At 52.1% G+C, this 14,188-nt stretch carries 12 protein-coding genes; 11 read left to right on the top strand and 1 reads right to left on the bottom strand.

Annotated features, from left to right (window positions below):
- Window positions 1-4: 4 nt before the first annotated feature.
- The gene (locus HOLDEFILI_RS11215; RefSeq protein WP_006059806.1) at window positions 5-1,990 is read right to left on the bottom strand and encodes an alpha/beta hydrolase family protein; all 1,986 of its coding nucleotides are present in this window, start codon (window positions 1,988-1,990) and stop codon (window positions 5-7) included.
- Window positions 1,991-2,198: 208 nt separating this feature from the next.
- Between HOLDEFILI_RS11215 and HOLDEFILI_RS11210 the strand changes: the two genes are divergently transcribed.
- From HOLDEFILI_RS11210 to HOLDEFILI_RS11160, 11 genes are all read left to right on the top strand, one after another.
- Window positions 2,199-2,957: a MurR/RpiR family transcriptional regulator gene (locus HOLDEFILI_RS11210; protein WP_006059805.1), complete on the top strand. Its 759-nt coding sequence runs from the start codon at window positions 2,199-2,201 to the stop codon at window positions 2,955-2,957.
- A gap of 208 nt (window positions 2,958-3,165) precedes the next feature.
- Complete coding sequence (locus HOLDEFILI_RS11205) at window positions 3,166-4,725, top strand: PTS transporter subunit EIIC (protein ID WP_006059804.1); 1,560 nt, start codon at window positions 3,166-3,168, stop codon at window positions 4,723-4,725.
- A complete protein-coding gene (locus HOLDEFILI_RS11200) occupies window positions 4,722-6,056 on the top strand; it encodes a family 4 glycosyl hydrolase (protein WP_006059803.1) in 1,335 nt (444 codons plus the stop codon). Before HOLDEFILI_RS11205 ends, HOLDEFILI_RS11200 begins: the two co-directional genes overlap by 4 nt.
- Before the next feature lie 3 nt (window positions 6,057-6,059).
- Window positions 6,060-7,262, top strand: a complete 1,203-nt coding sequence (nagA, locus tag HOLDEFILI_RS11195; protein WP_006059802.1) for an N-acetylglucosamine-6-phosphate deacetylase — start codon at window positions 6,060-6,062, stop codon at window positions 7,260-7,262.
- 5 nt (window positions 7,263-7,267) lie between these two features.
- The gene (locus tag HOLDEFILI_RS11190) at window positions 7,268-7,747 is read left to right on the top strand and encodes a PTS sugar transporter subunit IIA (protein ID WP_039864822.1); all 480 of its coding nucleotides are present in this window, start codon (window positions 7,268-7,270) and stop codon (window positions 7,745-7,747) included.
- Window positions 7,748-7,758: 11 nt separating this feature from the next.
- On the top strand, window positions 7,759-8,532 hold the full coding sequence (locus tag HOLDEFILI_RS11185) for a hypothetical protein (protein ID WP_156788915.1): 774 nt from the start codon (window positions 7,759-7,761) through the stop codon (window positions 8,530-8,532).
- A gap of 189 nt (window positions 8,533-8,721) precedes the next feature.
- Complete coding sequence (locus tag HOLDEFILI_RS11180; RefSeq protein WP_167317146.1) at window positions 8,722-9,858, top strand: amidohydrolase family protein; 1,137 nt, start codon at window positions 8,722-8,724, stop codon at window positions 9,856-9,858.
- On the top strand, window positions 9,858-11,024 hold the full coding sequence (locus HOLDEFILI_RS11175) for an amidohydrolase family protein (protein WP_006059797.1): 1,167 nt from the start codon (window positions 9,858-9,860) through the stop codon (window positions 11,022-11,024). Before HOLDEFILI_RS11180 ends, HOLDEFILI_RS11175 begins: the two co-directional genes overlap by 1 nt.
- A gap of 25 nt (window positions 11,025-11,049) precedes the next feature.
- Window positions 11,050-12,159, top strand: coding sequence for a DUF362 domain-containing protein (locus HOLDEFILI_RS11170; protein WP_006059796.1), 1,110 nt, complete (start codon window positions 11,050-11,052; stop codon window positions 12,157-12,159).
- Between the two features lie 88 nt (window positions 12,160-12,247).
- Window positions 12,248-13,417, top strand: coding sequence for a CapA family protein (locus HOLDEFILI_RS11165; protein ID WP_006059795.1), 1,170 nt, complete (start codon window positions 12,248-12,250; stop codon window positions 13,415-13,417).
- Window positions 13,418-13,563: 146 nt separating this feature from the next.
- Window positions 13,564-14,145, top strand: a complete 582-nt coding sequence (locus tag HOLDEFILI_RS11160) for a VanZ family protein (RefSeq protein ID WP_039864821.1) — start codon at window positions 13,564-13,566, stop codon at window positions 14,143-14,145.
- Window positions 14,146-14,188 lie beyond the last annotated feature (43 nt).

The following is a 14,188-nucleotide window of genomic DNA, read 5'->3' as shown; positions in this document are numbered from 1 at the left end:
CGGTTTATTTACAGTGCTTATCGAACCATTCGACCATCGCGGTCAAGCGCTGAATGCGGTGCGACGGCTTGCCGAAGATCGGCAGTCCATGATGTTCGCCATGGAACAACAGGAACCGGGTTTCCACGCCGTGCAGCTTTAACGCGTAGAACATTTGGATCGGCTCGGCGATCCAGCAGCGGTAATCCTGATCGGAATGAATGAACATCGTCGGTGTTTTGACGCGGTCGGCATATTTCAGCGGCGACTGTTCCCACACCAGCGCGACGTCGGACCACGGGGTCGCGGCCTGGTTGTCCATGTTGTAGGTGAAGCCGATATCGGTGCATAAGAACTTCGTGACATAGTTGGAAATGGAAGCTTCCGGGATCGCCGCCTTAAACCGGTCGGTCTGCGTAATGATCCAGTTGCTCATATACCCGCCGTAGCTGCTGCCGGTCACGCCCAAACGTTCGCCGTCCAGCTGCGGATACTGCGCCAGCACCGCGTCGGTAAAGGCCATCAGATCGCTGTAATCCTCTTTCCCGAAGCGTCCGCGGATATCGGCGAAGGCATTGCCGCGGGAATCAGAGCCGCGCGGATTGCAGTAGAAGACGAAGTAGCCGTTCGCGGCGAAGACCTGCATTTCATGATTGATAACCGGACCAAAGGTTCCTTTCGGTCCGCCATGGATTTCCAGAATGCCTGGATATTTCTTGTTGATATCAAAGTCCGCGGGTTTGATCACGAAACCTTCGTGACGGATGCCGTCGTTGTAGAACTCAATTTTTTCAATTGGGGAAACCGCGGTAGCCGCATGATACTCACTGTTGAAATGTGTCAGCTGCGTTTCTGCTTCATCCTGCAGGAAATAGATCTCCTGCAGCTTCTGATCGCGCAGACCAATGAAGACGATACCTTGGTCTGTGACCTCGAAGTCCTCGATTCCGCCATGATAGCCGGACAGCCGCTGCAGCTGACCATGTTCATCGAAGCATTTCAGACAGCCGTCGTTTTCGTCAGTGCAGCTGAAATAAATCTTGTCTTTGTACGCTTTGACCGCGGTGCCGAACTGCTGGATGCAGTCGGAGCCGAGCGAAGCGCCGTAGGAATTATCGTAATGTACCAAACGGGTGCGCTGCTGATCTTCTTCGACGACAAACAACGTGGCATGCTGATGCAGACCATATTCCTTGAAATCCGAGATCGCGGCGATGATCTTGTGATTGATATAGAAAGCCCAGCTGACGTTGACCTCATGATCCGGAATCAGTGTCAGATCTTTTTTTGTCGTGCAGTCGAACTGATGCAGCGAGCTTGGGATTTCCCGGACAGAGTTCATCGGATTGCTGATATAAAGCAGCTTGTTGTCCTGAATGTGCGCGATCGAGGCGTTGGCGGACGGCTCGGAAATCGCCGTTGTCGTCTGGGTATCCAGATCCAGCAGATAGAGGCGGGTGCGCTTCATGTTGGTGATGCCCTGGCCGTTGGCCCAGAATGGAATTTCATCGAACCATTCGTAATCCTTGTGCGATTCGCGTTCTTTTTTCCATTGCTTTTTTTCTTCTTCGGTTTGGCATTCAAAATCGTTCATGCCATCCGCGCGGTAGGCGACCGACAAAATCAGCTGGTTGTCGTTTACTTTCTGGAAGCTGCCGACCGGCATCGCCAGACGGAACCATTCTACGGCTTCCCCGCCGTGGATATTCAGCTTGTAGAAGACCGTCATGCTTTCACCGTCCGCGGTTTTCTCTTTCAGCTTCGGATCGCGGCAGCCGGTGAATACGATCGTGTCATCGTTCCACCAGATCGCTTTCTTTTCTTCGTTGCCGGAAGTTAACTGGCGTGTTTCGCGCGTGGCCAGATCCAGCAGCCACAGGTTGCCGGGATACTTGTCGGCGTCTTGATCCCCCGTGATCACGGTGAACACCGCGTGCTGTTGATCAGGGCTGACCTGCAGGCTGCCCAGATAGCGATAATCAATAAAATCTTGAATCTGTACTTTTTTCATGCTTTCTCTCCCATCTATCGACTATTCTATCACAAGTGTCCGGGGAATGAAGAATAAATGACAAGAAGACGTTTTAAATTCGATGCTGCGGGTAAGGTTGAGGAATGAAATTCGGCACCTTTCCGGGATGTTCACAGTTCAGACTATTTCGCAGGTTTCTTCTCGTGGTATAATAAATCCGTTCTAATACAGCGAGGAGGGAATCGTCGTGGATTTTTACTCAAATAATTACGATCTGCTGACCAACAGTGAACGAAGCTTGCTGCACTACATTCTGGATCATCCGCAGACAATTCAGAAGATGACATGCCGGAAGCTGGCGGATCAATGCGGCGTTTCCAAAACCGTGGTGATCAATATGTCGCAGAAGCTGGGCTTTGAAGGCTATAACGATCTGCGTTTTTTCCTGAAAAACCGCGCGAAAGAAACGGGACCGGCAGCCAGTGTGGAAACGGTGGAGGCTGAAATCACCGGCAATGTGACAAAAACGATGCAGCTCAACAAACCGGAGAATATGCGGCAGGCTGCCCAGTCAATCGTGAACTCGCAATGTGTTTATGTGATTTCCCGCGGAACGTCCAAGGCGGTCGGCAATTATCTTGAGCACCTGCTGCTGACGCTCAATGTCAAATGCATCAATATCCCGGATTACAATCTGCTGAATATCATCGCCCGTCAGATGACGCATGAAGAAGTGCTGATTGCGATTTCGCTTTCCGGGAAAACACCGATCATTGTGGAAACAGCGAAGATTGTCAAAGCCTACGGCAACGCGCTGATCACGCTCACCGCCTTTTCCAACAGCCCGCTGGTACAATACGGCGATTTAGCCTTGTATTGTTCTTCCAGTACGACGGATACCAAGATCGATGATATCGTAACGCGGATCGGGATGTTCGCGGTCGTGGATTTGTTAGTTCATTATGTTCAGGTTGAGCAACAGAAATCGCATAGAAGTGGATTTTAAGATAGCAAAGGTCTAATTTTTAATTGTTTTAAGCGCGGAGATCTTCGCGTTTTTCTTTGTTTGTTTTTCAAGATGTAAGCTTTATCCCATGATTTGTGACTGTGGTCATTTTTGATGACCAGGGTAAAAAAGACTGTCGGAAATAACCGGTGATTTTATTGAAATCGCTTTCAATCTCCGGTAATTTAGTAAGCAGGGAGGAACTGCTATGAAAAAGTATAGTGAGCAGATTCAACGTTTCGGTCGATCACTGCTGCTGCCAATCGGGGTTATGGCGCCGGTGGGCTTACTGCTGGGCTTATCCGCGGCCTTTACCCAGTCGTACATGATCGATCTGCTGCCCTTTCTGGGCAATCCAACAGTCAAACTGATCTTTACCAGCATCCGTCAGATTTCCGATTTGATCTTCGGCAACATTCCGATTATGTTTGCAATGGGCGTCGCCTACGGCATGGCGAAACGCGATAAGGGAATCGCGGTCTTCTCGTCTGTCATGGCGTATCTGATTCTTTTGATTACGATGAAAATCTGGCTGTCGGCTTCAGGGCAGCTGATCACCGAAGGCAATATCGCTGTCGGCGGTCAGGCGATGGTCTTAGGCATGCAGACGTTAAACGTCAACGTTTTAGGCGGAATCATTGCCGGTCTGGTCGCTGCCTGGGCTTCCGATAAATTCTATAATCTGGAACTGCCGATCGCGTTTGCCTTCTTCTCCGGCAAGAAATCGGTTCCGTTAATCTCCATGGGCGTGACGATCGTCATCGGTCTGATTCTGCCGTTCTTCTGGCAATACTTTATCGCTTTCTGCAGCAGCTTGTCCGGCCTGCTTCTGCATAAGATTCTCGGACCGGTGCTGTCAGGTTTTGTCAACCGGATGATGATTCCGTTCGGCCTGCATCACGTCTGGAACGCGATGCTGCGCTTCACGGAAGCCGGCGGCACCTATGTGATCAATGGCCAGACCTATATCGGCTATCTTGATGCGATGAATGAAATCCTGTTTAATCTTGGACCGGAAAGCGAGTACTGGGCGCTGATGCCGGAGCTGACCCGCTTTGGTGCGCAGAATCAGATGGTCAGAACGATGTTCGTTTTCCCGGCGATCGGCTTAGCGATGTACAAGACCGCTTATCCGGAGAACAAAGCGCTGGCGAAGTCCTTAATTCTGACCTCGGTTCTGACGGCGGCGCTGGGCAATGTGACCGAACCGCTGGAATTTACGTTCCTGTTCATCGCACCGGCGCTGTATGTCATCTACGCGCTGATCGGAACCCTCGGCTCGTTAGCTCTCTACTTTATGGGAACGGCGGTCGGTTATATCCGCGGTACCGTGTTCGACTTCGTGATCTTCGGCGTCATGATGAAAAATTCCCACTGGATCAATATCGTAATTGTGGGCGTGATCAGCTTCTTCATCTATTATTTCCTGTTCAAATGGTGGATCGTCAAGTTTGACGTCAAGACGCCAGGACGGGAAGACGAACCTTCCGCGGATAACGTACTGATCCGGGAAAAGCGTTATGATGAAATCGCGAAGATTGTGATCGAAGCGCTGGGCGGTCCATCCAATATCGGCACGGTGGACAACTGTATTACCCGCTTGCGGATTGACATCAACGACAACAAAAAGATCGACAAAGATCTGTTGAAAAAATCTGGGTGCGCTGGAATCTTCTTCCCGACAACCAAGCATATTCACATTGTTTTCGGACCATTAGTCGAATTTGTCCGCAATGCGGTCGACGATGAATTGGGGCGGCACGCATGAAGAGAACACCGCACACGATAACAATTTCCGGAGCCGGCAGCTGCCGGACTCCGGCCTTGATCGGGACGCTGATGCAGATGAAAGACCGTTTCCCGGTAAAGAAAGTCATCTTTTTTGATAAGGACCTGAATCGCTTCGGCAAAATTGAAGATTACTGCCGTTTGCTGCTGCATACCTTTTCCCCGGAAACCGAGGTTGTGGTGACCGGTGATATGGACGAGGCTTATTGTGCCTGCGACTTTGTTTTCTGCCAGATGCGGGTCGGTCAGAACACGATGCGTTCGTATGATGAAAAGATTCCGCTGAAATATGGTCTGGTCGGCCAGGAAACCTGCGGCCCGGGCGGTTTCGCCTACGGCATGCGTTCAATCGGCGGGATGAAGGAAATGGTCGACTGCGTCCGCAAGTATTCCAAAGAAACCTGGATTCTGAATTACACCAATCCGGCGGCCATCGTCGGTCTGGCGCTGGACCGGTTATATCCTGACGATCATCGCCTGATCAATATGTGCGATCAGCCGTATTCGATGATGGTCAGCTTTGCCAAGATCCTCAACGTCGACGTTAAAACGCTGCGGGCCCGGTATTTCGGATTAAACCATTTCGGTTGGTTCACCGCGCTCTATGATACGGAAGGCCATGACTATTTTGATACGCTGCGCGATTACCTGATGAATCACGACTTTAAGCCTTACAATGCGGAACAGCGTACAAAATCCTGGCTGGATACCTATCTGCGCGTCAACAAGATGATGAACTGTGTTTCAGAATATATCCCGACGACGTATCTGCAATATTATTTCTATGCGGACGAGATCGTGAAAGAAAGTGATCCGCAGTTCACCCGTGCTGATGAAACGATCCTGACCCGGGAAAAAGAAGTCTGGGACGTCTGCGCGCTGGCCCGGGGCAAAACCGAGCTGGGTGAGATTCCGGTGCTGACTTCGCCGGTGTTCGGTTCAATGATGGTCGAGGTAGCAGAATCGATCGCCTATGACTTAAATCAGGAATTCATCGTGATGACGCGCAATACAGGACTGATTGACAACTTCCCGGCGGAAGCCGTCGTGGAAGTCGCTGGAACTCTGGGAAAAGACGGCGTGCGGGGAATTCCGTACGGCCCTGTGAAAACGTTCTATAAGGGTTTGATGGAGAATCAATACGCTTATGAAGAACTGACTTGCGAAGCCTGGATGGAAAAAGATTATACCAAGGCGCTGCAGGCGCTGACACTGAACCGGACCGTCAATGATTTTGATAAAGCGAAGGCGGTGCTGGACGATCTCATGGAGGTTAATCAAGATTACTGGACATTGGAAAAGAGGGATTAAACGATGTATTTAAAATCAACAAGAATTTACTTTCCTTATCAGATCTGCCGCAGCGGTTATCTGGAAGTGGCGGGTGAGGTCATCCGGGGGTTCTCTACAGAAGTGCCTGCTGACGCCGAGGTTATTGATTATGGCGATCATCTGCTTATCCCGGGTTTTATCGATCAGCATATCCACGGCTGGGGCACCGGCAGCTTCAACAACGATAAATCCGTCCATTCAATACAGGAAATGAAAAAGAACCTGCCGTATGAAGGGGTGACGAGTTTCCTGGCAACCTCCGGCGCGGAACCGGTCGAGGATCTGGTCGAGGGCATCAAAAATGCCAGCTGGGTTGTCGATCATCAGAAAGACGACGGCGCGACGCTGCTGGGCGTTCATCTGGAAGGCCCGTTTATCAATAAGGAGTACAAGGGCATGCAGCGGGAAGATTGCTGCATTGATCCGGACATGGCGATCATGCGGCGGTTCATGGATGCTCAGTCCCACCCGCAGATCATCCGTCTGATGACGCTGGCGCCGGAGCTTCCGGGAGCGAAGGAGTTGATCCAGTTCTGCCATGCGCATCACATTCAGATCAATATCGGTCACAGCGCGGCAACCTTCGACTGTATCCGGGATCTGAAGGAATATGGCTTAGGCGGCGTAACCCACATGTTCAGCGGCATGCGCGGGCTGCATCACCGGGAGCCGGGCGTGGCCGGTGCGGCGTTGTACTTCGACGACCTGAACTGCGAATTCGCGAAACAGACCGGCATGACCGTGCGGCCGGAAGTGTTCGCGCTGACCTGGCGTTTGAAAAGCAAGGATAAAATTATCATGACGACGGACTGCGGCGGGATTGCGCTGACGAAGAAAGAAAAGTATCATTATATCCGGAAGCAGACGTTTATTCCCAACGGCGACGAACTGATTCTGCGCAATGACGACGGTAGCGAGGAACATGTCGATATTCACGATTACAAGGCGGTGCGGAACCTGGAGCTGAGCTATATCAAATCGATCCGCAACCTGATCGCCAACGTCCATCCGTCCGTTCATGAGATCATGAAGATCACGGCGGAAAATCCGGCGCGCTATATCGGTGTGGATGACCGCAAGGGGAGTCTGGAAGCAGGGAAAGACGCTGATATCCTCGTCGTCAACGATGCTTTTGAAATTCAGGCAACCTACTGTATGGGAAAATTGTATAAAAGTGAGGAGTGAAGTTGATGTTTAAGAATCTGTTCAAACCGAAACCGGTGGATTTCGCCGCTCCGTTTAAGGGTCGGATCATGACGCTGGACGAAGTGCCGGATCCGGTGTTCTCAAGTAAGTCGATGGGGGATGGGTTTGCGCTGGAAATGTTGGAGGGCAAGGTATTATCGCCCGTGTCGGGCAAAATTGTCGCGGTCTTCCCGACCGGCCACGCGATCGGCATCAAGGCGGATGACCGCAATGAATATCTGATCCATCTGGGATTAGACACCGTGAATTTCAAAGGCGAAGGCTTTGCGGTGCATGTCGTTTTGGATCAGCGGGTAAATCCGGGCGATCCGCTGGTCGACGTCGATTTGGAATTCTTTAAAAAGCATAAGGTTTCCATGGTTTGTCCGATTCTTGTCGTCAATGCCAACAGCCGCAAAATCCGCCTGTTGAAAGAAGGCGTCGTGCAGTCGCAGGAAAAAGATTTTCTTGCGATCACGGCATGAACCAGGACGAAATGAGCCTCGTATTGGAATCCGCCCGGAGCGCGATCGCCAGGCACCGGCTGGCCTTGATGAAGTATTGTGTGGTTACGGCTCTATTGTGCTCGCTGATCTCGTTGGCGGCTCAGCAGTTTAACGACAATCTGATTCCGCTGGGAACTACGCTGGCGATCAATCTGGTTTTTCTGTTCGGCTTGGATTGGGTCATGTTGAAAGCGCTGCGGAACGAACCTTATTCGTACCGGGATTTCAGTCAGTTCGCAAAATATTTTAAGGCCTTATTGCCATTGTTTGGCATGTATGCCGTGATTCTGGCCGCCGGCGTCTTCGCGCTTCAGGCGATGATTCATTTCGGCGCGGTGCTTCTTGTCCTGCCGGCGCTGTTGGGGTTGAGCGTGATCTTTCTTAACTGCATCAATCATCTGACGCTGTTTTCAATGATTGAAACGCATCAAAGCGCATGGCAGGCCCTGAAAGGCGGGGCGAAGATGTTTTTTCAATCCAGAAAACTGATCTTGCACATTGTTTTAAAAACGATGATGCTGATCTTGTTGGGAAGTCTGGCGGTGTACGCGCTCAATGTGTTTGTTTACGCTCCGCAGATCGACGCTGTACTGAAAAGTGCGCCGGAAATTACGGAAGCTTTGATCGATCCTTATTTCTCAACGAATCTCAGTTATCTGATTCAAAGCGTTGGCATGCAGCTGGTTGTCAGTTATATCGCAATCGTGTCAGGAATGACCTATGGCGTCTATTATTTGAATCAAAGGAAGACGATAACGAGATAAAGGAATTTATTTGAAACGGTTCACGTTCAGCTAAGGCAGAAGATCAAGATTTCTGTAAAGGAGATCGAGATCTTCTTTTTTAACTTTCCACAGGCAGGAGTTGTTGGAAAAAACTTCATCGCGGACTAGGAAAGTGCGGAAGAAATCATTATAATGGAAACAGGCATAAAAAAGAATGGGGGTAATCATTTGATCTTAATCCAAAAGGGAACCGTTCATGACGGTACAGGCCGGATTTTGGCTAAAACAGATATTTTGATCGACGCGGGCAAGATTGTTCAGATCGGACAGAATCTGAAGGCGCCGGGGGCGCAGGTGATCGACGCGGAAGGAAAGTGCGTCATGCCAGGCTGGATCGATCCGTTAAGCGGCTGGGGCACGGCGGCCGGGCGCGGGCAGGCGCGCGACAACGATGAAACGAGTGATCCGCTGACGCCGCAGCTGGACGTCGTTTACGCGTTTGATCCCGACAGTATGATGTACCAGGAGCTGTGGGGTTACGGCATTACGGCGGCGGGCGTCGCTGCAAGCAATAACAATGTTCTCGGCGGCAGCGCGGCGGTGTTCAAGGCGCATGGCCGGACGACAGAGGCGATGTGCGTCAAGGCGAACGCCGCGATGAAGGGTTCGGTTGATGAGAAGGTAAAGCAGACCTATGGTCCGCGCAACAGCGCTCCGATGACAAAAATGGGGATCTTTTCCGCCCTGCGCGAATTGATCGCGAAATGCGGCTCAGAGAAAGAAGAAGACCAGAAGGATCCGAAGGTTCAGGCGTTTAAGCCGGTGCTGGAAGGCAAGCTGCCGCTGATCTTAAGCTGCAACACGAAAGCGGAAGCCGACGCAGTCCTGAAATTGTTTGAAAACACGCCGGTCAAGCTGGTGCTGGCGAATATGTATCAGCTGGATGAAAGTCTGCTGGACAAGGACTGCGGTCTGATTCTGGGCGATCTGACCGATGGGTTTAACAAGTACAATGCGGCGGTGAACTATGCCGCGCTGTTTTCCCTGATTGAAGCAGGCAAGCCGGTGGCGTTAAGCGCGTTTGGCGATGCGGTTTCGCCGGGCCGGGAGATCCTGATGTGGAACGCGCATGGCCTGATGGCGCAGGCGCGGCGTTTAGGCGCAAGTCTGTCCAGCGAGGATGTGCTGAAAATGCTGACAAGCGTTCCGGCGCAGCTGTTAGGCGTGGAGGATCGGATCGGGAGTCTGACTGAGGGCAAGGATGCCGACATTGTGATCTGGTCGGGAAATCCGCTGGAAACCTTCCGTGCCCTGCCGGAAATTGTCGTTATTTCCGGGGAAATAGTAAAGGGGGAACAGGCGTGATGAAACGATGGATCCGAGGAGCCAGAATCTTTACGATGGGGCCGCAGGGCACGCTGGAAAAAGGCGATATTTTAATTGAAAATGGCAAGATCGCGGCAATCGGCGAACAGCTGGACTGCGAAGACGCCGAGGTCATCGACGCGGCGGGACTGACGGCCATTCCGGGCATTGTCGACGCGCACAGTCATATCGGCGGCTTTGAGATCGCGACCGGAGCGCAGGATGTCAATGAAATGGTCAGGAACGTCACTGCCGAAGTTGAAGTGTTCGACGGGATCGATCCGCTGTCGCCTTCCTTTAAGGAAGCGCTGGCTGCCGGGGTAACCTGCAGCGCGATCGCTCCGGGCAGCGGCAATGTGATCGGCGGTGTGGTCTGCGCGGTGAAAAGCGCGGGGCAGGGCACGGTTGAGTCGATGTGCGTGAACCGGCATGTGGCGCTGAAAGCGGCGATGGGCGGTAATCCGAAGGGCGTCTACGGCAAGCGCAATCAGATGCCGATGACGCGGATGGGCGTGGCCAGCGTGCTGCGTCAGTATTTCCGCGACGTTCAGGAATACATGAAGAAACAGGAAGAAGCGCAGAACGATCCGGCAAAAATGCCGAAATGGGATCCTGCGATGGAAAACGGAGCGAAGGTGCTGCGGCATGAAATGCCGGTCAAAATGCACTGCACGCAGTTTGATATGATCACCGTGATCGAACTGGCGAAGGAATTTAATTTTGAATTCACGCTCGATCATGCGTGGGGCGCTTCGGATTATATGGAACCGATCGTGGCCGCCGGCTGCCCGGTGATCTTCGGTCCGATTGCCGTGGCCAAAGGGTTCGGCGAGTCGATTAAAATCGATATTGACAGCGTGGTTGAAATGGACCAGCGCGGCGTGCTGTGCGCGATTATGACGGATGGTCCGGTTTATCATCCATGGCTGATCGTTGAACAGGCCGGCGAGGTCGTGCGCTATGGGGCGCCGGCCGAACGGGCGATCGCGATGCTGACGATCAATCCGGCGAAAATCATCGGCTGCGATCAGCGGATTGGTTCGCTGGAAGTGGGCAAGGACGCCGATATCGCGCTGTTTGACGGAATACCGACGCTGGATCCGACGGCGGTCGTGAAGACGACGCTGGTCAACGGCGAAGTGGTGTACCAAAGCAAGGGCTGTTAAGCCCTTTTCTTATGAGGAGAGGAAAATGAGCGGAAAACAAAAAGTCGCGGCTGTGCGCTGCGCCGGTTATGATCAGGCTCTTATCGGAAAAAAGCTGGATTTGTTAATGACGGCGATCGGCGCGGATACGCTGATTCAGCCAGGCATGAGCGTGTTGATCAAACCGAATCTGTTGTCGGCGAAAACACCGGAGGAATTCACGACGACCCATCCGGAGGTCCTGCGCGCAGTCATTCGCTATGTTCATCAACGTGGAGGAAGTGTGACGCTGGCCGACAGTCCGGCCGGGCGGTTTACGCCGGATTCCATCCAGCTGGTATATCAGAAAACAGGACTGCGGGCACTGGTTCAGGAAGAAGGCTGCCGGTTGAATGAAAATCTTAGCAGCGTCGACAGCGGGCTGCGCGCCGGCAGCGAACCGGTGCCGGTTCTGGAATGCGTCGCGCAAGCCGATTTGATCATTGACTGCTGCAAGTTTAAGAGTCACAGCTATACGGTCGCCAGCGGCGCGGTAAAGAATATGTTCGGCGTCATTCCGGGCTTGGTAAAAGCTCAGATGCACGCCCGCTTTCCTCAGCGTGAATCGTTCTGCCGGTTTCTGTGTCAATTCTGCGCGCATGTCAAACCGCAGCTCTGCGTTATGGACGCGGTGGAAGGCATGCAGGGCAATGGCCCCAGCGGCGGCGACCGGTATGACGGACAGCGGCTGTTAGCGGCGCTGGATCCATTTGCACTGGATTATGGCGCGTTAACCCTGCTGGGGATTGATCCGGATCAGACACCGATCCATCGGGAAGCCGTGAAGCTGGGACTGGTTGATCCCGAAGCGATCGAACTGATCGCTCCTGAAGAATCGTGGGAGTCGTTGATCCGTCATGATTTCCGGCTGCCGGAAACGATGAAAGGCTTAATCCAGCTGATTCCCTCGCCGCTTGCCGCGCTGCGGAGGCATTTCGCTCCCTATCCCAAGCCGGATGCCTCACGTTGTCTGGGATGCGGGGAATGTGTGCGGGACTGTCCGGTTCAGGCAATCACGCTGGTCGATCACAAGGCGGTTGTCAACCGCCGCCGCTGCATTCGCTGTTACTGCTGCCAGGAGGTCTGTCCGGTGCACGTTGTTCAATTAAAGCGGTAAAACCTTACAAAAATCTTAATTGTCAGTGAAAAACGCGAGCCGGGTATGAAAAAAAGGTATAATAAGACCAGCGGATGGGAGAGAAGTTATGAATCAGAAACAAACGATGAAAAATCTGATGCGCACGGTAATCGCCCTGTTGATCTTGCTGGGGGCTTTATTGATGGTGCTGGCCGTGATTACGCTGCAGAAACCTAAAAACGGAGAGGTGCAGGTCGCGGTAACGCCGCCTGTGACGACCCCGCAGCCGACGCCGGTGGTGGAGAAAGCCGAGCTGATTATGGCGGGCGACGCGCTGCTTCACGGGGCGGTTTATACCGATGCCAAGACGACTGAGGGCAATTACGATTTTACCGAGATGATGAGCACGTTGAACCGCGTTCTGGATCATTATGATTTGAAGTATTATAACCAGGAAACGATTTTAGGCGGAACGGAATTGGGCTTGTCGACGTATCCTTGCTTTAATTCGCCGCAGGAGTTCGGCGATACGATGATGGATCTGGGGTTTAACCTTGTTTCTCTGGCGAACAATCACACGCTCGACCGGGGTGAACAGGCGATCTTGAATTCGCTGGACTACTGGTCAAACCAAAATGCGCTGACCGCCGGATCGTACAGCTCGTTTGACGACCGGGAGGAGCTGCGGATCCGGGAGATCAACGGAATCCGGTATACGCTGTTGTCCTATACCTATGGAACTAACGGAATTCCAGTGCCGGAAGGCAAGGAATATCTGGTCAATGTCTATACGGATGAAATGTTGGCGGAAGACATCGCCAAGGCCCGCGGGGAAGTCGACGTGCTGATGGTCGCGATGCATTGGGGCGAGGAATACACGCACGAGCCGACTGCGGAACAGCGGCGTTTAGCGCAGCTGTTGGCGGATCTGGGCGTGGATATCATCATCGGCAGTCATCCGCATGTCGTTCAGCCGATCGAATGGATCGACGATACACTCTGTATCTATTCGTTGGGCAATCTGATTTCTGCTCAGGATGGGACGCTTAAGCGGGTAGGCTTGTTAGCGGGCGTGACGATCACGAAAACGACCTTCGAGGGTCAGAGTCATATCCAGCTGAGCGCGCCGCGGGCGGATCTTGTCTATACGCAATACACTCCGGGATATCATCATTTCAAGCTGAAATTCTTTGATGAAATTGAAGAAAGCGAGCTGAAAGACGTCTGGGGTGTTTACGATCAATATGGCAAGATTGTGACCGACGGCGGCGCGGTAAGCCAACTGGGCGGATTGTGATCAGACGAACAGGCGGAAAGCAATACCGCTGAAGGAAACGTGAAGTATCGGAACCAGCACAGATCTTTCGAGGTAATTTGAAGGATCTGTTTTTCTTTAGATGAAATTGAAGGATGCGGCGTTCGCTGCGCAAGGGGGGGAGTTTTATGAATCTGTTTTCAGGGATCGGCTTATGGTTGGCGGGAAGTGCGTTCCTCGTATTTCTTTGCGCCAGGTTTGTTTCTAGGATGAATTTCAAGCTAAAAAGGGTGAGCTTACTGCTGGGGACGGGAGCCTGGTTATTCTTTGTTTTCTCGGTGACGCTCAATGGGCCGTATTCAGCGGAGCGGTTCCATAACTGGAATCTGATCCCTTTTCAAGGAATTGGTGAGATTGTCGGAGCGTTTCAAAGCGGGAAAATGAACGGATTTTACTTCAGACTTATTTTAAGGCAGGGACTCGCGAATATCCTGATGTTCGTGCCCGGCGGCTTTTTAATTGCCGCGGCTTTTCCTCAGTTCAGGAATTGGAGAAGAATTCTTATCCTCGGCGCAGGATGCTCGCTCACGATTGAGGTCATCCAGTTCTTGATTGGGCGGATCGCGGATGTTGACGATGTGCTGATGAACAGTTTCGGCGCGGTTTTAGGATTTGTTTTGTTTCAATTCAGCAGATTGGTTTCAGAAAGATTAGGAGCTTTTTTACGCAGAAAGAAACAAACGAATAAGTTCCTGATTCAATCATTCTGATTTAACTGGTTTTAAGATCCTTTCCAGCAATCTGGATTTCATC

This window comes from Holdemania filiformis DSM 12042 (assembly GCF_000157995.1).
GTDB classification, from domain to species: domain Bacteria; phylum Bacillota_I; class Bacilli_A; order Erysipelotrichales; family Erysipelotrichaceae; genus Holdemania; species Holdemania filiformis.
The sequence above is the reverse complement of the archived record's forward strand: the minus strand, read 5'-3'. Positions and strand labels throughout refer to the sequence as shown.